Origin of the sequence: Caballeronia sp. ATUFL_F1_KS4A, assembly GCF_023630905.1 — a bacterium.
Classification (GTDB): Bacteria; Pseudomonadota; Gammaproteobacteria; order Burkholderiales; family Burkholderiaceae; genus Caballeronia; species Caballeronia zhejiangensis.
This window is the reverse complement of record NZ_JALQEB010000037.1, coordinates 371,224-398,221: the sequence shown is the minus strand read 5'-3', so window position 1 is coordinate 398,221 and position 26,998 is coordinate 371,224. Positions and strand designations below refer to the sequence as shown.

The 26,998-nt window shown below is 60.1% G+C and carries 24 protein-coding genes and 1 pseudogene; 11 read left to right on the top strand and 14 right to left on the bottom strand.

Translation table 11 applies throughout. The annotated features are described in order from the left end of the window. Nucleotides 1-27: 27 nt before the first annotated feature. Nucleotides 28-1,500, bottom strand: coding sequence for a circularly permuted type 2 ATP-grasp protein (locus tag NCS03_RS25400; RefSeq protein ID WP_008347805.1), 1,473 nt, complete (start codon nucleotides 1,498-1,500; stop codon nucleotides 28-30). Nucleotides 1,501-1,933: 433 nt separating this feature from the next. Between NCS03_RS25400 and NCS03_RS25395 the strand changes: the two genes are divergently transcribed. From NCS03_RS25395 to NCS03_RS25370, 6 genes and pseudogenes are all read left to right on the top strand, one after another. Next, nucleotides 1,934-2,641, top strand: coding sequence for a YceH family protein (locus NCS03_RS25395; protein WP_250457206.1), 708 nt, complete (start codon nucleotides 1,934-1,936; stop codon nucleotides 2,639-2,641). Nucleotides 2,642-2,644: 3 nt separating this feature from the next. Beyond that, nucleotides 2,645-3,373 (top strand): annotated as a pseudogene (gene mnmC2 / locus NCS03_RS25390) (tRNA (5-methylaminomethyl-2-thiouridine)(34)-methyltransferase MnmC2); the annotation flags it as partial. A gap of 269 nt (nucleotides 3,374-3,642) precedes the next feature. Next, nucleotides 3,643-3,843 (top strand): DUF3311 domain-containing protein, encoded by a 201-nt coding sequence (locus NCS03_RS25385; RefSeq protein WP_309780095.1) that lies wholly within the window; start codon nucleotides 3,643-3,645, stop codon nucleotides 3,841-3,843. Beyond that, entirely contained in the window at nucleotides 3,840-5,321 is a 1,482-nt protein-coding gene (mctP, locus tag NCS03_RS25380) for a monocarboxylate uptake permease MctP (protein ID WP_008347801.1), read from the top strand. Before NCS03_RS25385 ends, mctP begins: the two co-directional genes overlap by 4 nt. Before the next feature lie 128 nt (nucleotides 5,322-5,449). Then, nucleotides 5,450-6,385: an LLM class oxidoreductase gene (locus NCS03_RS25375; protein ID WP_250530043.1), complete on the top strand. Its 936-nt coding sequence runs from the start codon at nucleotides 5,450-5,452 to the stop codon at nucleotides 6,383-6,385. Nucleotides 6,386-6,411: 26 nt separating this feature from the next. Then, nucleotides 6,412-7,884 carry an amidase gene (locus tag NCS03_RS25370; protein WP_250436403.1) on the top strand — a complete coding sequence of 491 codons (1,473 nt, stop codon included), beginning with the start codon at nucleotides 6,412-6,414 and terminating at the stop codon, nucleotides 7,882-7,884. Between the two features lie 14 nt (nucleotides 7,885-7,898). Here NCS03_RS25370 and NCS03_RS25365 read toward each other — a convergent pair whose 3' ends face one another. Then, a complete protein-coding gene (locus NCS03_RS25365; RefSeq protein WP_250530042.1) occupies nucleotides 7,899-8,300 on the bottom strand; it encodes an H-NS histone family protein in 402 nt (133 codons plus the stop codon). Between the two features lie 296 nt (nucleotides 8,301-8,596). Further along, the gene (locus tag NCS03_RS25360) at nucleotides 8,597-9,037 is read right to left on the bottom strand and encodes a DUF3331 domain-containing protein (protein ID WP_008347795.1); all 441 of its coding nucleotides are present in this window, start codon (nucleotides 9,035-9,037) and stop codon (nucleotides 8,597-8,599) included. A 459-nt stretch (nucleotides 9,038-9,496) separates the two neighbouring features. Between NCS03_RS25360 and NCS03_RS25355 the strand changes: the two genes are divergently transcribed. Further along, the gene (locus NCS03_RS25355) at nucleotides 9,497-9,766 is read left to right on the top strand and encodes a DUF1488 family protein (RefSeq protein WP_008347794.1); all 270 of its coding nucleotides are present in this window, start codon (nucleotides 9,497-9,499) and stop codon (nucleotides 9,764-9,766) included. 9 nt (nucleotides 9,767-9,775) lie between these two features. Here the strand turns inward: NCS03_RS25355 and NCS03_RS25350 are convergent, their stop codons facing one another. Genes NCS03_RS25350 through NCS03_RS25340 form a run of 3 tightly spaced genes read right to left on the bottom strand, consistent with a single transcriptional unit; the run spans nucleotide 9,776 to nucleotide 13,737 of the window. Then, on the bottom strand, nucleotides 9,776-11,035 hold the full coding sequence (locus tag NCS03_RS25350; RefSeq protein ID WP_008347792.1) for a c-type cytochrome: 1,260 nt from the start codon (nucleotides 11,033-11,035) through the stop codon (nucleotides 9,776-9,778). A 10-nt stretch (nucleotides 11,036-11,045) separates the two neighbouring features. Then, nucleotides 11,046-13,280: a xanthine dehydrogenase family protein molybdopterin-binding subunit gene (locus NCS03_RS25345; RefSeq protein ID WP_250530041.1), complete on the bottom strand. Its 2,235-nt coding sequence runs from the start codon at nucleotides 13,278-13,280 to the stop codon at nucleotides 11,046-11,048. 1 nt (nucleotide 13,281) lies between these two features. Further along, on the bottom strand, nucleotides 13,282-13,737 hold the full coding sequence (locus NCS03_RS25340; protein WP_008347788.1) for a (2Fe-2S)-binding protein: 456 nt from the start codon (nucleotides 13,735-13,737) through the stop codon (nucleotides 13,282-13,284). Nucleotides 13,738-14,505: 768 nt separating this feature from the next. Here NCS03_RS25340 and NCS03_RS25335 point away from each other — a divergent pair. Next, nucleotides 14,506-15,630 carry a VIT1/CCC1 transporter family protein gene (locus NCS03_RS25335; protein ID WP_008347784.1) on the top strand — a complete coding sequence of 375 codons (1,125 nt, stop codon included), beginning with the start codon at nucleotides 14,506-14,508 and terminating at the stop codon, nucleotides 15,628-15,630. A 120-nt stretch (nucleotides 15,631-15,750) separates the two neighbouring features. Here the strand turns inward: NCS03_RS25335 and NCS03_RS25330 are convergent, their stop codons facing one another. From NCS03_RS25330 to NCS03_RS25305, 6 genes are read right to left on the bottom strand one after another with little or no spacing between them, the layout of a single operon-like run. After that, nucleotides 15,751-16,821 carry an alcohol dehydrogenase catalytic domain-containing protein gene (locus NCS03_RS25330; RefSeq protein WP_175980628.1) on the bottom strand — a complete coding sequence of 357 codons (1,071 nt, stop codon included), beginning with the start codon at nucleotides 16,819-16,821 and terminating at the stop codon, nucleotides 15,751-15,753. 41 nt (nucleotides 16,822-16,862) lie between these two features. Then, nucleotides 16,863-17,609 carry an SDR family oxidoreductase gene (locus NCS03_RS25325; RefSeq protein ID WP_008347780.1) on the bottom strand — a complete coding sequence of 249 codons (747 nt, stop codon included), beginning with the start codon at nucleotides 17,607-17,609 and terminating at the stop codon, nucleotides 16,863-16,865. 10 nt (nucleotides 17,610-17,619) lie between these two features. Next, complete coding sequence (locus NCS03_RS25320; RefSeq protein ID WP_250530040.1) at nucleotides 17,620-18,600, bottom strand: sugar-binding transcriptional regulator; 981 nt, start codon at nucleotides 18,598-18,600, stop codon at nucleotides 17,620-17,622. 34 nt (nucleotides 18,601-18,634) lie between these two features. Further along, a complete protein-coding gene (locus NCS03_RS25315; protein WP_008347776.1) occupies nucleotides 18,635-19,486 on the bottom strand; it encodes a carbohydrate ABC transporter permease in 852 nt (283 codons plus the stop codon). 11 nt (nucleotides 19,487-19,497) lie between these two features. Beyond that, the gene (locus tag NCS03_RS25310) at nucleotides 19,498-20,427 is read right to left on the bottom strand and encodes a carbohydrate ABC transporter permease (protein ID WP_235366216.1); all 930 of its coding nucleotides are present in this window, start codon (nucleotides 20,425-20,427) and stop codon (nucleotides 19,498-19,500) included. Between the two features lie 28 nt (nucleotides 20,428-20,455). Beyond that, nucleotides 20,456-21,826, bottom strand: a complete 1,371-nt coding sequence (locus NCS03_RS25305; protein ID WP_008347772.1) for an ABC transporter substrate-binding protein — start codon at nucleotides 21,824-21,826, stop codon at nucleotides 20,456-20,458. A 190-nt stretch (nucleotides 21,827-22,016) separates the two neighbouring features. Between NCS03_RS25305 and NCS03_RS25300 the strand changes: the two genes are divergently transcribed. Together NCS03_RS25300 and NCS03_RS25295 are read left to right on the top strand one after the other, a co-directional pair. Further along, nucleotides 22,017-23,138 (top strand): ABC transporter ATP-binding protein, encoded by a 1,122-nt coding sequence (locus NCS03_RS25300; RefSeq protein WP_250457200.1) that lies wholly within the window; start codon nucleotides 22,017-22,019, stop codon nucleotides 23,136-23,138. Between the two features lie 455 nt (nucleotides 23,139-23,593). Then, entirely contained in the window at nucleotides 23,594-24,463 is an 870-nt protein-coding gene (locus NCS03_RS25295; RefSeq protein ID WP_008347768.1) for an EAL domain-containing protein, read from the top strand. Between the two features lie 77 nt (nucleotides 24,464-24,540). Here the strand turns inward: NCS03_RS25295 and NCS03_RS25290 are convergent, their stop codons facing one another. Further along, nucleotides 24,541-26,448: a M60 family metallopeptidase gene (locus NCS03_RS25290; RefSeq protein ID WP_250530039.1), complete on the bottom strand. Its 1,908-nt coding sequence runs from the start codon at nucleotides 26,446-26,448 to the stop codon at nucleotides 24,541-24,543. Between NCS03_RS25290 and NCS03_RS25285 the strand changes: the two genes are divergently transcribed. Next, on the top strand, nucleotides 26,447-26,629 hold the full coding sequence (locus NCS03_RS25285) for a hypothetical protein (protein WP_175980622.1): 183 nt from the start codon (nucleotides 26,447-26,449) through the stop codon (nucleotides 26,627-26,629). The genes NCS03_RS25290 and NCS03_RS25285 overlap by 2 nt on opposite strands. 45 nt (nucleotides 26,630-26,674) lie before the next feature. Here the strand turns inward: NCS03_RS25285 and NCS03_RS25280 are convergent, their stop codons facing one another. Further along, nucleotides 26,675-26,962: a DUF4148 domain-containing protein gene (locus NCS03_RS25280; RefSeq protein WP_008347763.1), complete on the bottom strand. Its 288-nt coding sequence runs from the start codon at nucleotides 26,960-26,962 to the stop codon at nucleotides 26,675-26,677. Between the last annotated feature and the right edge of the window lie 36 nt (nucleotides 26,963-26,998).

Sequence of the window (26,998 nt, the reverse complement as noted above, 5' to 3'; positions counted from 1 at the left end):
GACGCAGCGCTTTATTTATGACTGACCTCAGCGCTCGAGTACCCACGTATCTTTTGTGCCACCGCCTTGCGATGAATTCACGACGAGCGAACCTTCCCGCAATGCAACCCGCGTCAGGCCTCCCGGCACCATTCGCACTTCAGTGCCCGATAGCACGAACGGACGCAGATCGATGTGACGCGGCGCGATTCCTGTCTCCACATATGTCGGACAGGTGGAAAGTGCGAGCGTCGGCTGCGCGATGTACTTCTCCGGATGCGCTTCGAGCACAGCACGAAACTCGGCAATCTGCGCCGCGGTCGAAGCCGGGCCGACCAGCATGCCGTAACCGCCCGCGCCATGCGTCTCCTTTACGACAAGTTCGGGAAGATGGTCGAGCACATACTTCAGATCATCCGGCTTGCGGCACATCCACGTCGGCACATTGTTGAGAATCGGCTCTTCGCCGAGATAAAAGCGCACCATGTCCGGCACATACGGATAGATCGATTTATCGTCCGCGATGCCCGTCCCCACCGCGTTGCATAACGAGACGTTACCCGCGCGGTATGCACCGATCAGACCCGGCACGCCGAGCGCGGAATCCGGCCGGAACACGAGCGGGTCGAGAAAGTCATCGTCGATGCGGCGATAGATCACGTCGACGCGCTGCGGCCCTTGTGTCGTACGCATATACAGATAATCGTTCTCGACAAAGAGATCCTGCCCTTCGACGAGTTCGACACCCATCTGCTGCGCCAGAAACGCGTGCTCGAAATAAGCCGAGTTATACATCCCCGGTGTCATCACGACGATGGTCGGATTTTCGACTGCCGCGGGCGCGGCCGCGCGCAAGGTATCGAGCAGCAAGTCCGGATAGTGCGCCACCGGCGCCACGCGATTGCGCGCGAATAGATCGGGAAATAGCCGCATCATCATCTTGCGGTTCTCGAGCATGTACGAAACGCCCGATGGCACGCGCAAGTTATCTTCGAGCACATAAAACTCACCCTGCCCGGCTCGCACGATATCGATGCCCGCGATGTGCGCGTAAATATCGCGCGCAACATCGACGCCACGCATCTCGGGACGATATTGAGCGTTGCCGAGTATCTGCGCCTCGGGAATGATGCCCGCGCGAATGATGTCCTGCTGATGATAGATATCGTGGATGAAGCGGTTGAGCGCGTTCACGCGCTGCCGCAGGCCGCGCTCCAACGCGCGCCATTCATCGGCGGGGAAGATGCGCGGAATGACATCGAATGGAATCGTGCGCTCCGGAATGATGCCGGGCAGATCGCTCGTTCCGTAGACCGCGAAGGTTATGCCGACACGCCTGAAGTTGAGATCCGCTTCGGCGCGTTTGAGATCGATCTGCTGCTCGCTTTGAGCGGAAAGCCAGGCCATGAAATCGCGGTAATGCGTGCGTGGATCACCCACGCCGCGAAATGCCACCGCCGGCAACCCGCGCGCCTCGAGATCGCTGCGCTCGAACATCTCGTTGAAGAATGCTTGCGTCATAGCCGGTCTTCCAAATGAAGTGCATGCCGGGGCGTAGATTCCCCTTTGCTCGTATTCCTGGTTGCACTCGCAAACGCTTGAAGAGCCCGAAAGACGCGACGTACCCGACCGCATGCTACGTCGATAGGCGACCTCGAAGCGCGATGCTCACTTATCCGTCACACCATTGCTGTGTGAAGCATCGATTGCGCGGGCAGCCCAGTGCCGATGCAGAAAAAGCAACTTCGATGCCAATGATTAAAGCGGTTCGCCTCCTTATATAAAGCACGCTTCGAATACGCCGTCGTCGCGATCTTTTGCACCAAAACAGCGCATCGCTGCTGGACAATGCACGTGCGTTGGATGAACTTCATGCTGCATCGAGGTGCGCGAATGACAGAGGCTTCCTACGGCGCCGGTATGATAGGCGTCTTACTGCACGTCAATCACGCTTATGAACACGCCCTCTGAAGCAACACCCCGTCCCGCACTGCGCGAACTCACGCCGCTTGAAGCCCGCGTGCTCGGCGTGCTCGTCGAGAAACAGCATACCGTGCCTGACACCTATCCTCTTTCGTTGAATTCCCTAACCGCGGGATGCAATCAGAAGACCGCACGCGCCCCGGTGATGAGCGTAAGCGAGGACGAAGTGCTGACGACGATCGATGGCCTTAAACGCCTGAGTCTCGTCATCGAAGGCAGCAGCAGCCGTGTGCCGCGCTTCGAACATAACGTGAACCGCGTGCTCGGCGTGCCGAGTCAGTCAGTCGCGCTACTTGCCACGCTATTCCTGCGGGGCCCGCAAACCGCGGCGGAGTTGCGCGCGAACAGTGCGCGGCTGCATTCGTTCGCGGATATATCATCGGTCGAGAGCTTTCTGGATGAACTCGCCGCGAATGATCCGCCGCGTGTTGTGAAGCTGCCGCGCACACCGGGCGAGCGCGAAAGCCGCTGGATGCATCTGCTTTGCGGCGAAGTAAGCTTGAGCGATATGCCTTCGCGCGAAACTCAAGGCGGCGAATCTTATTCCCTTTCCGAATTCGAAGCGTTGAAGTCCGAGCAAAAGCGCCTTGCTCATGAAGTCACGCAATTGCGCGCAATGGTTCAGCAAATGGCAAGCGAACTGGGCATCACGCTCGATCAATCGTCGCCCGATGCCTGAACGATGGAAGCGCCGCTGATTCCGGCATCGCTCGTGTTCCGTGACGGAACCCCGTATTCGCCGCGTCACGACGACATCTATCACAGCGCGGCGGGCGCGCTGGCTCAGGCGCGCCATGTCTTTCTCGATGGTAATGACTTGCCCGCGCGCTGGCGCGGCAAGCATCGCTTCACGGTGCTCGAGACCGGCTTTGGCATGGGCATCAATTTCCTTGCGACGTGGGCCGCGTGGCTCGACGATGCACATCGGCCGCCGACGCTCGAATACGTATCGATAGAAAAGCATCCATTCCGCGCAGACGATCTACGCGCGGCGCACGCGGCGATCATCGACGATGCCGCTATCGCGCCGCTGGCCGACGCGCTCATTCGCGCATGGCCTCTGCTCGAAGGCGGCGTGCATCGGCGAACGTTCGTTGCCGGCGCGGTCAGGTTGACGCTTGGCTATGGCGACGCCGCCGACTTCTTGCCACGCCTGGCCGATCATGGCGTTGCAGCGGACGCCATCTATCTCGACGGCTTTGCGCCAGCCAAGAATCCGGACATGTGGACGCCCGCCATATTCGCTTCGCTGGCGCGCATGGCAAAAGACGACGCAACCTTCGCCACGTTCACCAGCGCGGGCATTGTCAAACGCGCACTCATCGAAAGCGGATTCGAATATCGCAAGCTTGCAGGCTTCGGCGGCAAGCGCGCGATGCTCGCCGGCATGCGAGCGAGTTCTCCGCGCGTCATAACTTCGTAAGCATGGATCGCGCTTTTTGAAGGCATGAAATGACCAAAGCTATCGGCGATTCGTCGAATTCGGCAGACGCGGAAAGCCTTGCGTAAGCATCGATTGGCACAAGCCCTTTCCGTCTCTTAGGCATCCGGCAATAAAAGTGAATTAGTTGGATAATGCGCAGCCGTTCGCGGCGCGGCGCTCACTCGCATCGGCAGAACATTCGCGGAGGCCGCGCGCCGGCAAGTTCTTATCAGCGCCGATTCACGAGGAGAATAGCTTTGGAATCCGATAACGATGCGCCCCGTGGCCCATGGCTTTGGGTTGCGCTTTTGATACCCTACGTCGCACTGCTTTGGCTGCCGTTCTATAACGACACACGGCCGTCCTTCGCGGGCTTTCCGTTTTTCTATTGGTATCAGTTCTTGTGGGTGCCGCTCACTTCGCTCCTGCTTTACATCGTGCACAGGGGCCTGAAATGAACGATCTCACGCCAGTCGATCCGGTCGCGATGACCATCTTCATCGCATTCTTCGTGCTCGTGACCGTCGTCGGCTTCTTCGCCGCACGCTGGAAGCGAGGCGATCTCACACAGCTTCACGAATGGGGCCTCGGCGGCCGCCAGTTCGGCGTATTGATTTCTTGGTTTCTCGTCGGCGGCGATTTCTATACGGCCTATACCGTGATTGCCGTCCCGGCACTTGTGTATTCGGTCGGCGCGTATGGCTTCTTTGCACTGCCCTATACGATCATCGTCTATCCGTTCGTGTTTGCGGTGATGCCCAAGCTGTGGAAGATCGCCCATGCGAAAAATCACATCACGGGCGCAGATTACGTGCAGGGCGAATACGGCGGCAAATGGTTTCCTGCTGCGGTGGCGATCACGGGCATCGTCGCAACGATGCCCTATATCGCGCTTCAGCTCGTCGGCATGCAAGTTGTCATCAAGGGCCTCGGCGTGACGGGCGAACTGCCGCTCATCATCGCATTCGTGATTCTTGCGCTTTATACCTATACGAGCGGCCTGCGCGCCCCCGCGATGATCGCCTTCGTGAAGGACATCATGATCTATATCGTCGTGATCGCGGCGGTATGGCTGATTCCTTTGAAGCTGGGCGGTTACGCGCATGTATTCGATTCGGCCGATCAATACTTCAAGGCGAAAGGTGGCCCGACGGGCATCATTCTCAAGCCGGGACAATTCACGGCTTATGCATCGCTCGCGCTCGGCTCCGCGCTTGCCGCATTCATGTATCCGCATACGATGACGGCCGTGCTCTCGTCTTCATCCGCGATGACGGTGCGCAAGAACGCCATCTTCCTGCCAGCCTATACGCTGCTTCTGGGCTTGATCGCGCTGCTGGGCTATATGGCGATCGCGGCGGGCGTGCATGTGAAGTCGGCATCGGATGTCGTGCCGGCGTTGTTCGGCACGCTGTTTCCCTCGTGGTTCGTGGGCTTCGCGGCTGCGGCTATCGCGATCAGCGCACTCGTGCCGGCGGCGATCATGTCGATCGGCGCAGCGAATCTGTTCACCCGTAACTTGTGGCGTCCACTCGTATCGCCTGACATGTCATCCACGGCTGAAGCATCGACGGCGAAGCTCGTATCGCTCGTCGTGAAATTCGGCGCGTTGCTATTCATCGTGTTCCTGCCGACACAGTATGCGATCGACCTGCAGTTGCTCGGCGGCGTATGGATTCTGCAGATATTCCCGGCCATCGTGTTCACGCTCTATACGCGCCGATTGACCACGCCCGGCCTATTTCTGGGTTGGCTGTTCGGTATCGTGCTGGGCACCGGCCTCGCGATCTCGCAAGGCCTCAAGCCGGTTTATGTCGTCCATCTCGGTGATGCTTCGTGGCCGGTCTATATCGGCCTGATTGCACTCGTCGTGAATGTCATCGTCACGTATGTCGTATCGATCGTCACTCGGCGCAGCCTAGTGCCCGCTGCTTAAAGACTCGCGTTTCAACGATGCCTGGTGCTTTATCGCGCCGGGCATCGTTTATCAAGGCAGTGATACCATCAGCGTCGGACCCTTTCCTCGACGCAACGCGTGTCATGAACGCTAGCGAAAACACTCCAATGTCGTCTTCGATCGCGAACTCGGTTTTCGCGCAAGACAAGCTCTCTATCGGCATCACGCTGCCGATCACGCGCGATAACGATAGCGTCGTCGACTACAGCGAACAGCTATCGCTGGCGCGGCTGGCCGACCGGCTCGGCTTTCGTGCGCTCTGGGTCCGCGACGTGCCGCTCAATAGTATCGAGTATCCCGATCCGGTCGGACATCTCGACCCTTGGGTGCTGCTCGGCGCGCTGGCATCGAACACGGAACGCATTGCGCTCATCAGCGGCGCAATCGTGTTGACGCTCAGACATCCCCTTCATGTCGCCAAAGGCGCAATCTCCGTCGACGCCCTGTCTCGGCAACGCTTCATACTGGGCGTCGGTTCAGGCGATCGTCCACCGGAATACGCCGCGTTCGGCCGCGATCCGGATACACGGCGCGATCTGTACAGGCAACATTGGGAAACGCTCGCCGCTGCCGTCACCGTGCCCTCGCGCGTGATCCCCGATCATGCACCTGGAGGCGCGCCCGACTTCTATCTTTTGCCTCGCCATAACACTTCCATTCCAATGCTCGCCGTCGGTTCGGGCGGCCAGAGCGTCGACTGGATTGCGCGTCATTCGCTTGGCTGGATGACTTATCATCGCGAGCCGCAAGCTCAGCGCGGGCGATATAGCATGTGGCGTGCTGCGGTCGATCGCGCGACGTCCGGCGCTTTTCGTGCATTCGGCGTCGCAATGCGGCTCGATCTCAGCGAAGATGCGAACGAACCCGCTGTCGACATATCGCTCGGCTATCGCACGGGACGTCGCGCGCTCGTTACGCTCTTGCGCGAGATGCGCGAGAACGGAACGCATCATGTGACGCTCAACATCACATCGGAACGACGAGCCGCGCGCGATATCATCGAAGAAGTCGCCGCACATGTTCTTCCCGAGTTTCATTGCTGAATCCGTCTGCCATTCACGACATAGCCATGACCGCACTCGACGCAAAGTCCGTCTCAACGCCCGATAAGGATATTGTTTCGCTCGAAGCTATCGCGCTGACTCGAGCAATTCATGCGCGCGACGTCTCGTGCGTCGAAGTGATGAACGCCTATCTAGCGCAAATCGATCGCTTCAATCCTGTCGTGAATGCGATCGTTGCGATGCAGGATCGCGATGCACTACGCTCTCTCGCCGCCGAGCGCGATGCACAGCTATCCCGCGGAGAGAGCCTTGGACCTCTGCATGGCTTTCCACTAGCGCCCAAAGATATCCTTCCCGTCGCGGGAATGGTCACGACGAAAGGCTCTCCTCTCTATGCAGGCGAACTTTCGAAGATGGACGCCGTCATCTTCGAGCGCATGCGCAACGCGGGCGCAATATTCATTGGCCGCACTAATTCGCCGGAATTCGGCTTGGGCGGACATACCTATAACCCGGTGTACGGGACCACGCGCAACGCCTTCGACCAATCGCGTTCGGGGGGCGGAAGCAGCGGCGGCGCGGCGGTTTCCGTCGCGTTGCACATGCTGCCCTTCGCGGACGGCACCGACATGATGGGCTCACTGCGCACGCCCGCTGCATTCAATAACGTCTTCGGCTTTCGCACGACGCCAGGATGCGTGCCGTATGCGCCAAGCGACGACGTCTTCTTCCAGCAATTCAGCGTCGCCGGGCCGATCGCGCGAACCATTCCCGATCTGGGACTATTGTTGTCGGTACAGGCCGGCTTCGACGTCCGCGCGCCTCTTTCACGCAGAAACGACAAGCCCGCCGACTTCGCGAACGCGCTCGAGCGCGATGTGCGCGGCACGCGTATTGGCTGGCTCGGCGACCTGAACGGACATCTGCCGATGGAAGCGGGTTTGATGGAGACGTATTTATCGGCGCTGCGTCACTTCGAAACGGCGGGCTGCATCGTGGAGGCTGCCGATATCGACTTTGATCTCGACTGTCTATGGAAAGCCTGGATCGATTTGCGCAGCCTTACCTTCTCCGGCACCAATGCGCCGCTTTATCGCGACGCCGCCAAGAGAAAGTTGCTCAAACCGGAAGCGGTATGGGAGATTGAACGAGGTCTGAAGTTATCGGGAGAAGATGCGTCCCGTGCAATTCGCGATCGGACGGCCTGGTATCAGGCAATCAATGCGCTATTCGATCGTTTCGACTATCTCGTGTTGCCTTCGGCGCAGGTCTTTCCGTTTGATGCGGACTTGGACTGGCCGCATGTTATCGACGGCCGCGAGATGGATACCTATCATCGCTGGATGGAGACCGTCGTTCCAGCGACGATGGCATCGCTGCCCGCGCTAAGCGCGCCAGCCGGACTGGGTGCCGGCGGCTTGCCGGCCGGATTGCAAATCATTGGACCGACGCAAGGCGATCTTGGCGTATTGCAGATCGGGCTTGCTTATGATCGGGCAAGCGGTTTTTCCCGCGTGCGCAGTCCCTTGCTCGCCTAAGCCTTCCCTTACCTTTAGGCAGCGGCGTTGCGTGCACTCTTTCTTTTGCGCGCGCCGTTCTTGCTGGCAGCACCATTGATCAGATACACGCTGCGGTCAGGCGCATCCTTGATCCAGGCGGGCGGACGAGCATGTCCGCCCCAGGTGGCGCCCGATTCCGGGTCGCGATATTTCGGCGGCAACTTGGACTTGGTCGCTCCTTTTCTGGAAACGGCCGATTGGCCAGAACCCGCAGGACGGCCGCGTGTTTTTCGCGTGCCTGAACCGGCCTTGGCGAGATCGGCAATGGTCAAGCCGAACTCGTCCATCATTGCCCGAATTTTGGCGATGACCTCGATCGACTTTCTTTCCCGCAATACATCCGCGCGACGCTGCAATTTCTGAATCTGGCTTTCCAACTGTGCCAATGTGGCCATAACTCCTCCCATGGATTTCTGCAAGCGGCGAATGGAATGAGCAATGTAATGCGTCCGCGCGACGCACGATTGCCATCCTTTGCAGATCTTATATGGATAACGCCCAAGCCAAGCGCTCTTGCAAGAAAAACGCAGATGTCGTTAGCGCGCTCGCAGATACACCTGAACTTGAACGAGCTTGGTCATCGTCCGCTCATCAGACGATACGCGATAACGCATCCCTTTGAATCATCAAGGCAGGTCGCGCGTGGCCACAGACGCGTGCTTCGCGCACGCGTCTCGCGGACGAAAGCCGATCACTCGGAAACGAGGCTCGCTTCCTGTTCAGCCGGAGTGAGCGCAAGCGCCAGAATCATTGCGCCGCTATTGAGCGGGACCGAACTGCCGACACGCCTCGGCCTATAAACAGGCTGTCCGCGCCTGATCGCCTGACCGCTCAGGGCGCACGTTCCGCGCTTGCGGGCAGTGCAAAGGGCCCAGACCTGCTCCGAGTAATTGAACGACGTGGGATCGTGCCAGGATAGCGAGAGCGTCGATTCGCTCAAGCGCTCCAGCACGCGAATATTGACGCAATGCCCGTCGGTGGATCCGATGCATGCGGTCTTGCCTTGGACATTCCGTACGAGCGGTCGTGTCATCAGTGAGAGCTTCTCGTTCGCTTCCGAAGGGCGGTTCGGAAGGCTGTCGAGCATTGCCAGGGTACGGCTCCAGGGATCCATCAACGATGGATGCTTCATGTTCCGCTCCTGCTGGCGACAACGCCCGCCGCAACAGAAGCCGCGTAGACGTTGCCGGTGAAGTTCCGGGAATGCGCCGCACGACCCGCTTGCTGATGCGGTGTGCCGCGCCGCTTCGGATGATCGTTCCTAGAGTAGTACACCTGAGCATGCTTTTCTTTTCATTTTTCATGGACATTCATGGACAACCGCGCCAGTCTTGCCGGTATGGGATCTCGCGCGGCGTCGAATCCCGCAGGTTGCACCTCAGACTACTCCGCAAATCTTTAACGTCGGTGACCGCCGAATACGAACGTTCGATTCATTCATATGAAGTTTGTCCCCGCGTTGGAACCGCCTTGAAGCGAAAAACGCCTGCTTCTGGCCGTTTGCGCACGTTTCGCGCTCATTCGAGGATTCGCGAGTTCACCAAATTCTGACACAATAAAATTCAGCGAAACGTATCTCTCCTGCCGAACCATGACGAGCAAGCTCCTGATCCATGCCACTATTTCGGCGGACCGCGCCTCCGTCAGCTTCGTCGCGTTCTCTCGCGAGCAGGCCATTCAATGCAACATCACGCGCAAGGCGTTGGAACAGTGCTTCTGGGCACCGACAGGAGCAAGCGACGAGCGCTTGCTAAAAGCCCTGAGCGATGGTTATGAGCGCATCAGTGCTCGTGTGCATCGCAAATTCCTCGCGCATCCATCCAGTTCGATTCACCTGGATGTCATCGATTTTTCTTCCTGACCCATACAGTCACTGCGTCGCCTTGCGCATCTTCGTCACGTCCGATGCCTGCACAGCCGGCGTGCCGTTGTTCCACGCGCCCCGGATGAAAGTGAGTACGTCCGCGATCTGCTGATCGTTCAGCACGGGTGCATAGCGCGGCATCGGGTAAGGCGCGGGCACGCCGCCGATAACCAGATCGCCGGTGCCGTTCAGCGTCACGTTGATCAGCGACGATGCGTCCTTTTCCAGAACGTTTGGATTGCCCGCGAGCGGCGCAAGCATGGGTGCGAAGCCACGGCCGTCCGCACCATGACAATGCAAGCAATAGGCGGTATAGACCCGCGCTCCCGAATCCGATGCGGCCGGACGCGACAAGGACACTTTCGTCGCTTTGGGATCATATGAATAGCGCGGTCCACCATTGCCCCCCGACGCCGGCAACGACTTCAAATAGCGCGCCATCGCGGCAAGATCGTCGTCACTCAACATCTGCGTGCTGTTGTTGACGACGCTCGTCATCGAGCCGAATGCAGACGCGTGCGCGTTCGCGCCCGTCTTGAGAAAGCTGGCAATGTCCTGCTCCGACCAGCGCCCGAGGCCGGTATTGTGCTCGCCCGTCAGGTTGGAAGCGAACCAGTTATCGAGCAAGCCGCCCGTCAAATAGGCGCTATTGCTTTCGTCGAGTCCTTTTTCCTGAAATGCGATGCCCCGCGGCGTGTGGCATGAGCCGCAATGTCCGAGTCCCTGAATGAGATAAGCGCCACGATTCCACGCGACATCCTTTCCGGATTTGTTCTGATAAACGCCCTTTTCCAGAAAGACCGCGTTCCATAGCTTAAGCGGCCAGCGCATATTGAGCGGCCATTTCATGTCCGGCTCACGATTGGCCTGCTTGACGGGTGTGACGCCATGCATGAAATACGCGTAAAGCGCATGCATGTCCTCGTCGTTTATCTTTGCATAAGAAGGGTAAGGCATCGCCGGATAAAGGTTATGCCCATCCTTCGCAACGCCTTCGCGCAAGGCGCGCGCAAAGTCCTCTTCCGTGTAGCGGCCGATTCCCGTGTCCGGATCGGGCGTGATATTGGTCGTATAGATCGCGCCCAACGGCGTCATCATCGGCAAACCGCCTGCGAGCGGCTTGCCTTTTTGAGTCGAGTGACAAGCGACGCAATCGCCTGCTCGCGCGAGATAGGCGCCACGCGTGACGAGTGCATCGTCGGCTGCATGAGCCGAGGACGCCAATGCAAACAGCATCGCAAAGAGAGGCTTGAATGCGTTCTTCATGACGGGCTCCTCAGGCGCTACGCAATTGATCGCCTACGGGCAAGCGCCTCAATCGCTTGCCCGTTGCGGCATGGATCGCATTCGTGATAGCCGGCGCAAGCGCCGCTGTGCCTGGTTCGCCGATGCCGCCAGGAGCTTCCGTGCTTTTGACGATATGCACCTCCACCGGCGGCGTTTCGTGAATGCGCAGCATTCGATAGTCGGTGAAATTGCTTTGTTCGACGCGTCCGTCCTTGATCGTGATTTCGCTATAGAGCGCGGCGGTAATGCCGAATATGATGCCGCCTTGCACTTGCGCTTCGACCGTATTGGGATTGACGACCATGCCGCAATCGACGGCGCACACGATGCGATTCACCTTCACCTCGCCGTCTTTGTCGACAGCGACATCCGCGACGATGGCGAAGAAACTGCCGAATGCGTGCATCACCGAAACGCCGCGCCCTTGTCCCTGCGGCATGGATTGCTGTCCCCAGCCCGCCGCCTGCGTCGCGACATCGAGCACGTTGCGTGCGCGCGGCGACTTGCCAAGCAGATCTCGCCGATACTTGACGGGGTCGACTTTCGCCTGCACGGCCAATTCGTCGATAAAGCTTTCCACGACGAACGTGCCACGCGTCGGTCCCACGCCGCGCCAGAATGCGGTGGGCACGTCATGCGGTTCGAGCCGCACATAGTCGACGAGCTGATTGGGCAAGTCGTACGGAAGATCGGATGCCACTTCGACGGCATCGGGATCGACACCATCCTTTACTGCCGGCGGCGCAAAACGCGCAAGCACAGACGACCCGACGATGCGATGCGTCCATGCAACCGGCTTGCCGTTGGCATCGAGTCCCGCAGATAACTTGTCGTAATAGCACGGCCGATACATGTCGTGCTGAATGTCTTCCTCGCGCGACCACGTTACTTTGACCGGAACGCCGAGCGCCTTGCCGATCTTGAGCGCCTGCGTGGCCATGTCGAATTCGAGCCGCCTGCCGAAGCCGCCGCCGAGCAAATGGTTATGCACATGAATCTTTTCCGCAGGCAATCCAGTCGCTTTCATTCCGGCATCGCGGATACGCGTGGGCACTTGCGTGCCAAGCCAAATATCGCAACCATCCGGGCGCACGTGCACCGTGCAGTTGATCGGCTCCATCGTCGCATGCGCGAGAAACGGCTGAACGTACACCGCATCGACGCGCGTCTTCGCATTGGAAAACGCATTGTCGACATTCCCTTCCTTACGCGCCACCGCGCCCGTGCGCTGCGATGCATTGGCCATGTCGTCGACGATCTGCTTCGTCGATACGTTGGCGCTCGCGCCTTCGTTCCATTGAATCTGCAAGGCAGCCGCGCCGCGTTTGGCGGCCCACGTATGATCGCCGATCACCGCGACGCCATTGTCGAACTTTACGATCTGACGCACGCCGGGAATCTTCTTCGCTTTGCTGTCGTCGACGGATGCGAGCGTTCCGCCGAACACGGGGCAATTCACGATCTCTGCATACACCATGTCGGGTAAGCGCACATCGAGACCGAACATTGCAGTGCCATCGACCTTCTCTGGCGAATCGAGCCTTTTCGCCGGCGTGCCGACGATCTTGAAGTTATTCGGATCCTTTAATTTGATGTCTTGCGGAACGGGCAATTTCGCGGCCGCTTCGGCGAGCTCGCCATAACTCGCGCTACGTTCTCCCGATGCATGCATAACCTTGCCGCCTTGCGCCTGGCAAGACGATGGATCGCATTTCCATTCCTGCGCCGCCGCCGCGACGAGCATCATGCGTGCGGCCGCGCCCGCTTTGCGTAACGGCTCCCACGCATAGCGCACGGACGTCGAACCGCCTGTCAATTGACCGCCCAACAGCGGGTCCGTGAAAAGTTTTTCGTTCGGCGGCGCATGATCGATCGTGACGCTATCGAGCGGCACTTCGAGCTCCTCGGCTATCAACATGGGCAACGCGGTATAGACGCCTTGTCCCATTTCGACCTTCGGCATGATGAGCACGACCTTGCCGCTCTTGTCGATCTGCACGAACGCGTTCGGTGCGAATACGCCTTCTTGCGCGGACTCGACGCCATCGCCTCCGATAACCGACTTGCCTTTGCCCTGATCCTGGCTCGCGGCCGGCAAGCTGAAGCCGATCAGCAATCCGCCGCTTGCAGCGACGCCGGCGGTCACGCCGAACTTCAGAAACGTGCGACGCGACAATCCCGCGCGAGCCGCATGACGCCCCGCCTCGATCAATCCTTGCGACATGTCACGCCTCCTTTGCGGCCTGCTTGATGGCGGCGCGAATGCGGTGATAAGTGCCGCAGCGGCAGATGTTGCCCGCCATCGCGGCATCGATATCGGAGTCGTTGGGATCGGAGACTGTCGCGAGCAATGCCGCGGCGGACATGACTTGTCCAGACTGACAGTACCCGCATTGCACGACATCGAGCGAACGCCAGGCCGCTTGCACTTTCTTGCCGGCGGGTGTTTCGCCGATGCCTTCGATCGTCGTCACCTTGCGATCGCCAACGGCGGCAATCGGTAAAACGCATGAACGAACCGCGACGCCATCGAGGTGAACGGTACACGCACCGCATTGCGCAATGCCGCAGCCGAATTTGGTTCCTGTGAGTCCTACGATGTCGCGCAATACCCAGAGAAGCGGCATGTCGGGTGGCGCATCGACCGAATGATTCTGGCCGTTAATGGAAAGCGTGGTCATGAGCGCTCCGGCTTTTTGAGTGGTTTCAGCGGATATCGCAAATAGCCGACTGTGTGGGGCGCCAGTCGGTTTTAGGCATCGGGATTGTAGCGCCGCTTTAAAAATCGAGCTTGGATCGTGTAGCGCTTGCGGATAGCTTCGCTAATACGCATCGATTTGGTGCGCGGCCTTGAAGTAGTTCTTTGATTGCCTAAAACTCCGACTGCTCGCTCATTCGATTCTTTTGCTGGCCTGGGCTCGGATTCGAAGTGGATAAGTGCAAAGGACAGTTAGTTGCATCGCTAATCGATTGATACCGATTGATACCTTCGCCTAGCGTCGGCATCGTTTCGTTCAATAAAGCTCGCAAGCGCGCGACTCGCCTGAGATCGCGGTGATAACCAACCATACGTCTCTTCCGGCTGGCGCTACACCGACATCGAAGCGCTTGAGGCGCGCATCGGCATCGCCTGACGGACACGCCAATACCGCATAGCCGGCACCCGATGCGCACATCGTTGCTGCGCATCGCGATTGTTGCTGCCGAAAACGATCTTCGCTTTAGGCGAAACACGCTCCTCGCTGCCGCGCCGAACGTACCGCTTCGCGCATTCGCGAGAAAGATTCGCACGTCGCTCCATTCGAGATTCAATCAAGCCCCATCTAAACAATGACGACGATGAGACGCGATTCAATTCTCACTCAGCGCGCATCGTAGGGCTATTAGCAACGCGACATGTCGTTCGTCTTTACTCTTGAATCAACGAGACGAACGAAAAAGGTGACGTCATGGCGTCCCAGACAGAACTCAAGCGCTTTACCTCCAATCTCGCGGACGAACTCGACAGCGCCGCGCTCTACGACACGCTCGCACGAGCGGAAAAGCAGGACGACAAGCGGCGCGTCTATGCCGAGCTGGCCGAAGCGGAGCGCCGTCATGCGGACATATGGGCCGCGAAATTGCGCGCGAATGGCGTGTCCGTTCGAACGCATCGCATCAGCGCAAAAACGCGGATCATGCGTACGCTCGCACGCGCGTTCGGGCCGGACTTCGTGTTGCGCTCGGTCGCCGCAAACGAAATGGCCGATCGCGATAAATATGCCGGCCAACCCGATGCCGCGCAGATGTCGGCGGAAGAGCGGCATCACGCGGATATCGTGCAGGAAGTCGCGAGTCGCAGCAAAGGGCTGAGTAAAGGCGGTGCGATCGCAGCGGCCGAGTCGTGGCATCGCGGCGTCGCATCGGGCAACGATTTACGTGCCGCAGTGCTCGGCGCGAACGATGGCCTCGTGTCGAACTTTTGCCTCATCATGGGCGTCGCGGGTGCAGGCAGCGATAGCAAAACGGTCCTGCTCACGGCGTTCGCGGGACTCATCGCGGGCGCGGCATCGATGGCGCTCGGCGAATGGCTCTCTGTCACGAATGCGCGCGAACTCGCGCGCACGCAAATCGCGCGGGAGAAGGACGAGCTCGATCATATGCCCGACGCGGAGCGGCATGAGCTCGCGCTCATCTATCAGGCAAAGGGCATCGATGCAGCCGAAGCGAAACGCGTCGCCGCGCAAATCATGCGCGACAAGGACAAGGCGCTCGACACGCTGACGCGCGAAGAACTCGGCCTCGATCCGCGCGAATTGGGCGGCAATCCCTGGACGGCCGCGCTCGCATCGTTCACGTTGTTCGCCGTGGGCGCGATCATTCCGGCCATCGCCTTTCTTTGGGCAAGCGGTACGGAAGGCATCGTGCAATGCATCGTTTTGAGCGGACTCGGGCTTGCGGGCATCGGCGTGTTCACGTCGCTGTTCAATGGACGCGGCGCGCTGTTTTCCGCTGTGCGACAAGCGTTGATCGGAATGATCGCGGCCGCTTGCACATATGGAATCGGCAAGTTGCTGGGCGTGTCGCTTTCGTGAACGATGCGCCATGCAATGCAACGCATGGCGCATGGTTTTCACATCATCAGATCCTGACCGACCCGAACGTCTCCGGCGCGAGCGCATGCATCGGAATCGCGACGCGCACGCCGGCAGTCGTTACGGCTTGAGCAGCACCTTGATCGAATCGAGCGAATTCGCGATCCTGATGGCTTCGTCCCACTCGTCGAGCGTGAAGCCATGCGTGACGATGCCCTTCGACGTGACGAGTCCGCGCGCGAGCAGATCGATCGCGATCGGATAGCAATACGGTCCGAGATGCGCGCCGCGCACGTCGAGCTCCTTGCGATCCCCGATGATCGACCAGTCGACGGTTGTATCCGCGCCGAACACGGAGAACTCGACGAAGCGGCCGAGCTTGCGAATCAGCTCCAGTCCTTGCGTAACGCCCGCAGGAACGCCGGTCGTTTCGATATATACGTCGCAGCCATAGCGATCGGTGATCGAGCGAATCGTTTCGAGCGCATCGTCGGTCTTCGGGTTGATCGTGATGTCCGCGCCGTACTCGCGCGCCAACGCGAGCCGCTCTTCGACGAGATCGATCACGACGAGCTTCTTCGGCGTCTTCAGATGCGCGACTTGCGTCATCATCAGACCGAGTGGCCCCGCGCCCGCGATCACAACGACATCGCTCAACTGGATATCGCCGCGATTTACCGTATGGATCGCGCACGCAAGCGGCTCGATGATCGCCGCATCTTCCAGTGAAATGCCGTCCGGAATCTTATGCACGATCGCCGTCGGCGGAAAGCGCATGTATTCGGCCATGCCGCCATCGGCGACTTCGCGCTGGAAGCCGAAGATGTTATGCACTTCGCACATCCAGTACTCGCCCGACTTGCAATAGCGGCATTTCGCACAAGGCACGATTTGCTCGGCAATCACGCGATCGCCCTTCTTCACGCCAAAATGTTCTTCCGCGCCCTCGCCCAGTTCTTCGACATAACCGAAGAACTCGTGTCCCGGAATGACCGGCGCCTTGACCCACGGATTCGGGCCGCCCCAGAACATCTTCGCGCCCGACCAGCATTTGCAATCGCTCGCGCAAATGCCGCATGCCGCAATGCGGATCACGAGTTCGTTTCTCGCCGCGCTCGGGCGTTGCACGCGTTCGACGCGATAGTCTTTCGGCGCGCGGCATACGATCGCGGTCATCTGTGAATCGGCCATTACAAGTCTCCGGTGTCGTTGATTGAATCGCGAAGCTAATCTCAGCGCGCCTGAAATCCGCCATCGACCAACAGGCTCACGCCGCTGACCATGCTCGAATCGTCGGAAAGCAGATAGGCAATCGTGCGCGCGACTTCCACCGGCTCCACGAAGCGGTTCATCGGAATGCGCGCAAGCATCGGTTCGGATTTGGCGGGATCGCTCCACGCTCTTTCACCCATCGGGGTCATCGTGACGGTCGGGAGCACCGCGTTCACGCGTATGCCGTGCGGGCCGAGCTCGTTGGCCATGACGCGCGTCATCGCGTCGAGTCCGCCTTTCGATGCGCAATACGACGCGTGCAGCGCGAAGCCCACATTCGCCGACAGGCTCGATACGTTCACGATCGAACCGCCCGCGCCACGCGCGATCATGTTCTTCGCGCACTCTTGCGCGACGATCATCGCTGCGCGCACGTTGACGTTCATCGTCAGATCGAAGGCTTCGACGGTCGTATCGAGAAACGGCTCCAACACCGCGATGCCCGCGTTGTTCACGAGCAGATCGACGGGCTGAACGGCGCGCGCCGCTTCGCGTGCGGCGTCGGCATCGGCGAGATCGGCGGCAATGATCTCGCAACCCGTCTCCTTCTTCAGCAGATCGAGATCGGCTGCGCTGCGGCTCAATGCAATGACACGCGCGCCACGCTCGATCAGCAGATGAACCGTTGCATGACCGATGCCCTTGCCCGCCCCCGTGACGAGCACGGTCTTGCCCGCGAATTCGCGATTTCTGTCGATGGTCGTCATGGTGTCGTCTTCAGGGCTCGTCGCACAGGCGTCTTGCGGTGTCCTCGTCGGTCACGAGCACGGATGGATAACGCCCGCGCAATGCCGCGCGCGTGACATGAAATTTCTTCTTGCCGCCGCTCACGAGAATCACGCGTTTGATCTTGCGCAGGTCGTCCAGCGTGATCGCAACGGTGCGTCGATTCAACGGATGATCGATCAGCTCCCCGTCTTCATCCATGAAGTGGCCGAGCATGTCGCCGACCGCGCCCGCCTTCTGCAACGTGCGCAATTGCTCCGGATTGTCGATGCCGTATGTCACGACGAGCGATTCCGTCAGATCGCCGCACGTCAGCAAGGCGAGATCGGCACTGCGCGCGAGTTCATAGGTCTCGCGCACGGTTTCTTCCTGCAGGATCACGTCGCGCGCTTTCTGGCTGCTCACGTAGATCGGCGCGGCGAACAGATAACTGTCGGCGCGGCAGATGTTCGCGAAGTCCGACACGATATCGAACGTATTGATACTCGGGCAATGCGACAGCCCGCCCTGCAGCGACACCGCCGACACCGCGCCGTACGTGCGCTTCGGCAGCGCGCGCAACACGGCGCGGATCGTGCGGCCCCAGCCGAGGCCGATAGTTTGCCCTGCAACTATCTGCCTCGCGAAGTACGACGCCGCGCCGATGCCGAGCGCCGCATTGTTCGCCTCGTTGTTCGCGCCGCTCGGCACGACCACCGCGCATTCGAGGCCGAAGCGTTTCGCGAGCGCTTCTTCCAGCGCGACGCATGGCACGATCTTGCTATTGATCGTGATCTGCACGAGGCCGGACTCGCGGCTCGCCGCAAGCAGCCGGTTCACGCGCACGCGATTGCTTCCGATCCGCTGCGCAATTTCCTGCTGCGTCAGATTGCCGACGTAGTAATGCCACGCGACGCGCGCCTGCAGTTCTTCTTCCGAATCGATGGAATCGTCCGCTTCCGCGATGGCGATGGGCGGTGCGCTCTTGCTCATGTTGTCCTGTTGTTCAATGAAAGGCCGCGCGATTTTATTTCACCGCGCCCATCGTGAGCCCTTGCACCAATCGCCCGGACACGGCCAGCGCGAACACGACCATGGGCAGCACGATCAGCGTGCCCGTCGCCATGATCTCGCCCCAGGGCAATTCATAACCGCTCATGTAGCTCGTCGCCGCAACCGGCGAGGTAATCGCGTCGCTGCGCGTGAGCACGAGCGCATAGAGCAGATCGTTCCACGAGAAGATGAACGCGAAGATCGCCGATACGACGATGCCCGGCATCGCGAGCGGCAGATTGATGCGCCAGAACACGCGCCACGGCGATGCGCCATCGAGACGCGCGGCTTCGTCGAGCTCGACGGGAATGTTGCGGAACTGGTCCGTGCAGATCCATACGACGATGGGCAGCGAGAACGTCAGATACAGCAGGATCAGCACGATATGCGTATCGACGAGATCGAGCTTCGTCGCGATCAGAAAGAACGGCACCGCGAGCACGACGGGGCTCACCATGCGGTTCGAGATGAACCAGAACCAGAGGTCTTCCTTGCCGCGAAATTCGTAGCGCGCGAGCGCATAAGCGGCTGGCGTGCCAAGCAGGATAGCGAGGACGGTCGTGCTGCTCGCGATGATGAGCGAGTTCAGCAGACTACTCGCGACGTCATGTTCGAACAGTGCCGCCGAGTAGTGATGAAACGTCGGCGAGAACAGCCATTTCGGCGGGTACGCGAGCGCATCGGCCTGACTCTTGAGGCTCGTCGTGACCATCCAGTAGAACGGAAACACCGACGACATGAACACTACGACGAGGCCCAGAAAGTGCCATACAGTAGCGCGTTTTCTTGCCGCGCGTGCGCGCTTTGCGCGTTGCGTGCCTTGCATGCCTATCGAACTCACGCGGCCTCCCGATACACGAAGCGAATATAGAGACGCGACAGCACGATCGTCAGAATGAGCAGGATGATCGCCTGTGCGGAAGCCATGCCCTGATCGAAGAGACGAAAGCCGACGCGCTGGATATAGACGCTGATGAATTCCGTCGCGGCGCCGGGCCCGCCGCGCGTCATCGTGAAGACGGCGTCGAACATCTTCAGCATATCGGCGGAACGAAGAATCAGAATCGCAGTGAGACCCGGAAGAAGATACGGACGCTGCAGGTGCCACAAAATCATGCTCCACTTCGGCGTTTCGAGGCGCGCTGCTTCTTCGGCTTCCTTCGGCACCATCGAAAGCCCGGCGAGCAGGATCAGCGCGCAGAAGGGCGTCCATTGCCAGATATCCATGATCATCACGGAGACGAACGCGAGCGTCGGGTCCGCAAGCCAGTCCTGCGGCGGAATGCCGATGAGACCCGTCAGATAGTTCGCCACGCCGAACTGCCGATTGAATATCAGGCGGCCGATGAGCCCGACCACCGCATACGTCGTCGCCATCGGAATGACGAGACTCACGCGCGCCGCCGCGCGCATCCACGGCAGCTCCGTGCGATGCAACAGCAGCGCTGCAAAGAGCCCGAGCGCGACTTCGATCGGCAAGGTCACGCACAGGAACAATGCCGTGCGTCCGAGCGCTTCCCAGAAGGTCGGATCGGTCAGCGTCGCGATGTAGTTATCGACGCCGACGAACGGCGTGCCCGAGGCCAGGTCCGCGAGCTTGTATTGATGAAACGAGTTATAGAGCGCAAGCAGCAGCGGATAGATGCCGATGATCGCGAGCGCCGCGATCGCGGGTATCAGGAACCAGAAGGCGGGCGAACGCGGCAGGACGCCGAAGTAGCGCGCGGGCTTGCGCGGTCCGCGCGCATGCATTACAGGTGATGCCATTCGATCGCCTCCGGTCCCGTGAACAGAATTACTTCAGCAAAGGCTTCTTGCCGTCGTAATAGCCCGCTTTCTTCAGGATGTCCTCGGTCTTCTGACCGATGGTCTGCGCGCCCTCCTTCACCGTCACCTGGCCGAGCATCATCTTGCTGCCCCATTCGCCGATAACTTCTGAAATCGCCGGCCACTCCGGGAAGCGCGGACGATAATCCGGCACGCCGCCCTGCCACGATTCGACCATCGGCTTCACGAACGGATACTTGTCCTGCACGGCCTTGTCCTCATAGATCGCCATGCGCGCCGGCACGCCGCCCGCTTCGAGATAAGGCTTCGCCATGGCTTCGGACGTGATCCATTGAATGAAGAGCCACGACGCGGCCTGCTTCTTCGCATTCGACTTCGCGTTCACTGCAAGCGAGAAGCCGCCGAGCGCGGGCTTAAGTCCGGCCGGTCCCTTCGGTTCGGTCGTGATCGCGAGACAGTTGCCGATCTTCGACTTGCTCGGATCGGTGAGCGTCGGATAGAACGCGGACCATTCGGTAATCATCGCGACCTGTCCTTGCGCAAGCGCGTTGACCGCTTCGGCGTGATCGAAGTCGACGATGCCCGGCGGCATGTACTTCATCAGCTTCTGCCGATATTCGAGGCCCGCCTGCGATTGCGGCGACATCAGATTCGACTTGAACTTCGCATCGAGAAGCGACCCGCCGTTCGGCCATAGCACGCGCATGAAGCTATCGGCCGACTGCGTTTCGCCTCGCCGCGATTGCAGCGCGAACGCGAACTTGTCGCCCTTCGTGAGCTTCGGCGCGTAGGTGTTGAGCAAGTCGTCCCAGGTCTTCGGCGGCTCGTCGAAGCCCGCGTCCTTCAACATGCACTTGTTGTAGAACATCAGGCCCGAGTAGTTATCGAACGGCAGGCCGTAGGTGACCTTGTCCCAGGAGCCGAACGAATCGAGCAGGATCGGAAAGAAGCCCTTCAGGTTGAGATTCGGATCCGCGAGCTTCGGATCGTCGGTGAACTTCTTGATCGGCACGAGCCACTTGTTGCTCGCGAATTCGCCGATCCACACGACGTCCACGAGCACGATGTCCTGGTCGCCGCCGCCGACGAAGTTGAGCACTTCCTTTTCGCGCGTATTCTCATAGGGAATCACTTCCCAGCGCACCTTGATGCCCGTTTCCTTTTCGAACTGCGGAATGAGTTGCTGCGCGGCCTTGTAGCCGGGACGATCGAGAAAGATGGCCTTGATCGTGGTGCCCGAATACGGCTGCGCCGCTTCCTTCAGAGTCCAGGCCTGCGCGTTCGATGTTGCGAACGCCGCGCTCGCCGTGAGGAGCGCGACTGCCGCCGCGTGTTTGATCGGACCGGCTTGCATGGCCGGAATGAAGCGCTTCTTCATGCCTGTCTCCTTGGTATTTTTCGAGCGGATACGGCTTCTCTGGTGCGTTCGTTCGTGATCCCTGGTGCGCGTCGTTTCACTTGTAATTTCGGTTTTACAATTGTATATTTTGGCGCGAACAGCTTGTCAAGAAAAAATTCGACGACGCATCGGATGCTGCGCTGCCGCAGCAGCAAACGGGAGACAACGCATGAGCGCAGTTCATTTGCAGCAGATCCGCAAGGCATTCGCTGGCGTCGACGTGCTGAAGGGCGTCGACATAGAAGTGACCGATCGCGAGTTCATGGTTTTCGTCGGTCCTTCGGGATGCGGAAAGTCGACCTTGCTTCGCACCATCGCCGGACTCGAACGCTGCGACTCAGGGCAAGTACTGATTGGCGGCGAGGACGTCACCGAACTCGAGCCTTCGCAACGCGGCGTCGCGATGGTGTTTCAGTCGTATGCGCTTTATCCGCACATGTCGGTGTACGAGAACATCGCGTTCGGTTTGCGCATGCTCAAGTTGCCCGAAGCGCAGATCAAGGAACGCGTGCATCGCGCGGCCGAGATCTTGCAGATCGGCCAGTTGCTCGAACGGCGTCCGCGCGCGCTGTCGGGCGGGCAGCGTCAGCGCGTGGCGATCGGCCGGTCCATCGTACGCGAGCCGAAAGTCTTTCTCTTCGACGAGCCGCTCTCCAATCTCGACGCCGCATTGCGCGTGCAGATGCGCCTCGAACTCATCAAGCTGCACAAGCAGCTCAATGCGACGATGATCTACGTCACCCACGATCAGACCGAAGCGATGACGATGGCCGATCGCATCGTCGTGCTGAATCATGGACGCGTCGAACAGATCGGCTCGCCGCTGGAGCTGTATCGCACGCCGCACAATCGCTTCGTCGCGGGTTTCATCGGCTCGCCGAAAATGAACTTCATGGATGTGCGCGTGATGCGCGTGGATGCTATGGGCGTCACCATCGAATTGCCGGGCGGCGAGTCGTTGACGCTGCCGTTCGCGGCTTCGTCCGTGCACGCGGGCGAGACGCTTACGCTTGGCATCCGGCCCGAGCATTTCGTCGAATCGGGCGGCGGCGATATCGACAGCGGCCTTGCAGGCGAAGTCATGGTGATCGAGCATCTCGGCGGCGAGACGCTGCTGCATGTCCGTTTGCCGAACGAACTCGTGATTCAGGTGAAAGGCTCGGGCGAATCGACGGCCGTCGAAGGACAGCGCCTGAACGCGGGCTTCAGCATTCGCCATGTGCATCTGTTCCGCGAGGATGGCAGCGCGCTGGAACGCATGCGCCCTGTCGCCGAAACCGCGACCGCCTGACGGTCGACGTCGCCGAAAGACTGTCGTAAGCGAAGACAGCGGCATACCCATGCTCATCGACCGGCGGTCGCCTGTGCGGAAGCGCCGCGTGTCCCATTTTTGGTGCGCGCCCGCCGTTCGCAGCGATCATTTTCCCGGCGCCGGCACTAGTCGGGATTACAAATGTTCCGGAATCGCTATATACAAAACTGCAAAACGCCATGCAGATGCAGCGCAATATGTGCTTGCGTTATGTGCGCCAGCCCACACAGACCATCACGCGTTACGGTTGCGTTACGTGACTCGGGATGGCTGAACGATGCGTCCACACGCAAGCGCAAACGCTCCCCTTAAGGAGGCAAACGTTGTCTCCAAGGGGCTCACCGAATTTACTTGGATTGGACGACGCGCGATCATAGTTTCTGGCACGACTCGTGCAACCGCTTCCACGACCAACTGGGAGGGATGGCTAGAGCATGAAAAGAACGACACACGGCTCGCCTGTCGCGAAAGCCGCGCCGGAGTCAGATCATGCATTCAGGCATCGCATACTCGAAGGCCTCAAGGCCGGAGAATTCTGCATCGCCTATCAGGGAATCTACCGAGTCCACGGCGGCGAACTCGCGCAAATGGAAGCGCTCATTCGCTGGCGTCATCCGGAATACGGCGTATTGCTGCCAGGCGCATTCAGCGAGGCGTTCAAGGACGCCGACATCATGCGCGAACTGACATGGTTCGTGCTGGACGCGGTCGCGTCCGAAATTGGCGAGTGGCGCGAAAGTGGCGGCGCACACTATTCGGTCGCCGTGAACGTCCCGCCATCGGTCGCGGCGTTGCCGGGCTTCGCCGAGCGGATGGAATCGATTTGCCGCGCGCACGACATCACGCCCGATTGCATCGAACTCGAACTGCTGGAAAGCGAGGATCTCGCGCGCATGCCGGCGATGCGCAAGGTCGTGCGGCGTCTCAAGAACAAGGGCGTGAGCGTCGCGATGGACGATTTCGGCACCGGCTATTCATGTCTCGCCGCGCTCGGACCGATCGACTTCGGCACCGTCAAGATCGCGAAGGAACTGCTCGCCGAAGCGCCGCGCTGCCCGAACGCGTGTCTGGTCTTTTCGTCGGTGCTCACGCTTCTTACGCGGCTGAAGGTGGCGATCGTCGTCGAAGGTGTGGAAACGGCCGCGCAGGCGCAATGGATTGCGCAGTGGCCGCACGTGCTCGCGCAGGGTTTCTTTCTCGCGCGACCCGCGTTCGGCATCGGTAATGTGCCGGGCGCGCTCATCGGCCGGCCGGGGACGCGGCGCAAAGAACAGCAGACCATTCGGCTCGCGGATGCAGCATGAGGAACTGAAGCGTTTCTGGCAGCCCTCGTAAAAGCCAGGACTTCGCCGACGCGTGCATGCGTCGGCGTTTTTTTGCCTTAAATCCGCGTGCGCGTCAAATCGGTCTTCGGCGCGCTCAGCTTCAGCCCGGCAATCGCCGCACGCGTGCCAGCATCGACCGGCAGTCCCCATCGCTCGAAGAAATCCGTCAGATCGAGATTGGCCGCCATGCACGCACGCAGCACGAAGCGTTGCACTTCGTTCTGGTCGCCGCCTTCATCCTCCGTCAGCGGATGCCGCCGATACAGCTTGTGCAGCCGCGCATAGAAGCCGTTGCCGAGTGCGCGGCGCAACTGCTCGTACATGACGAGCCTGATCCAGAGCGCTTCCGATGGCATCGGAAACGACGCATCGTCGAGAAAATTGCGTGACGGCTGCGCGAAATACTGCGCCGCGAGATCGATGCGATTCTTCTTGCCGCGCGCGTCGACGACTTGCAGCAGCGGCGAAGGCATCGGCGTGCCGAGGCGTTCCAGCGCATGCAGCGAATAGACGTTCACCGTCGTCTCCGTCACGCCCGGCCATGTCCAGTCCCATTGCTGATACATGTGTCCCATCTCGTGCCATACGCCCCATTCGTCGGCTTTCGCGGGCTTGAGCAAGGTCTCGGCCGCGCTATTGAGCGGCAGGCCGATCATGTAGTACGTCGCGTAGAGATACGTGTTCTGCAACTCGGCGTGGGTCGAAATCGCGTCCTGCACGAAATGCACGCGCAACGGCGACGGCGCATCGAGTGCTTCCGTGCCATCGAGTCCGGACAGTTCGTCGTGATAGCCCATGATGCGCTCGACATAATCGAGCAATGCGGCCGGATCCGCTGCGCCCGACTTGTCGTACATGGCGCGCGCGACGGTGAACATCGTGCGCTTGCCGACCATCTCGACGAGCGGCGCATCCGCATGACGCTGCAGCATCGCGCGCCATTCGGCGGGCGTCGTCGCACCTTCGACATAGAACGGCACCGGCTTGCCGCCTTCGCGCACGATGACATCGATCGACGTACGTGGCCGCTCGTTGTATCCGCTGTCGATGTATTCGAAGTAGAGCAAGCCATCGCGCGATGCGACGAACGCGTTGCGTCCTTCGGTCGCGAGGATCGTTTGCGGATCGCCCGCGGCTTGCCGCCGATAGAAGCCGTTCTTGTTGCCGACCATGACGATGAGGCCATCGGGACCATCGTCGGCGAGACCGTTCACATCGATCACGACGGTTTCGCCCTTCGACACATACAGCCCCGACGGATGATAGTCAGTCCAGCGAAAACCGCCGAGCCGTTCGGCCTCGATCGCATCGGGTGCATACGCGCTCAAGTGATAGCGCCTGCCGATGTTGTCGTAAGTCGAGCGCGCCGAAGCATCGAGCGTGCGATACGCATGATCGCCGCCATCGCTTCCGGTCTTGTACAGACGCCACTGTCCGGCCTGCGCATTGACTTCGACGGACGCACCGTCGCGCAACGCATGATGCCCGACGACGAGTCCCGTCTTCGTGCCGGTGGCCGCGATGGTCACGACGTTCGCATCGGCTTCGATGCTCCAGTTCTGCCGCGCATCGCCCGATGGCGCTTCGAGTTCGACACGCGCGCCGAGCGTCACGTAACGTCCATATAGCTTCGAGTAAAGACGAAAGCCGCTGCCTTCCTTGTCGATGGTCCAGATCTGGCTCGCGGCGCGTTCGGGCGTCCACTCGGACTGCACGAGCGCGATCGTGCCATCGCGTTGCACTTGCGCGGTCAGCGCCTTGAAAGTTGCATTCGAAACGATATAGAAGTCGCCTTCCTCGATTTTCGCGCCTGCGCCGTAAGGCACCTGCATCGCCCCGGTCTTCGATGCGAAACGCGATACCCGCACCGCGTCGCGCGGATAAAACGTCACGGGCGCGTAGTAGCGCGATGCCGCGTGTGCGTCGCACAGGGCGAAGATCAACAGCCATGACCGCCATCGCATGCGTGGCCTCCCCGATACATCGGCCGTATTCCGGCTCTTCGTCGCATATCTGGAACTTGCGCCTGATGCCGAGATACTGCCGTATCCCGCCGTCGGCGTCGAGCGCGGACATCACGCGATTGCCGCATCATGCGTCGCGCGCTTTGCGATCAACGCGATCTCGTCGTATCGACTGCCTTAATGAAGCGGATGGCGTTTTCCGCGTCGTCCCGGAACAAGCGTCCGATTACGGCGTCGATGCCGGCGCCGGCTTGCCCGCCTTCTGCGCATTGATCTTCGACTGCGCGTTTTGCAGATTCTGCGGATAGTTGGTCTGCTCGCCAGCGGGGTTGTAGCCGTTCTGTTCGAGTTGCTTCAGCTCGGCGTTCTTCTTCGCGCGCGCTTCCTTTCGCTGGGCTTTCTTGATCTGCTTCGGCGTGGATGCGGCCGTGTCTTGCGCCTGCGCGATGGGCATCGAGACGAAAGCGGCGACGGACAGCGCGAGGACGGCCAACGGTGCGGTGCGTTTGTTCATGATCGATCTTCTCCGGATGGATGGCGGCGCTGGACA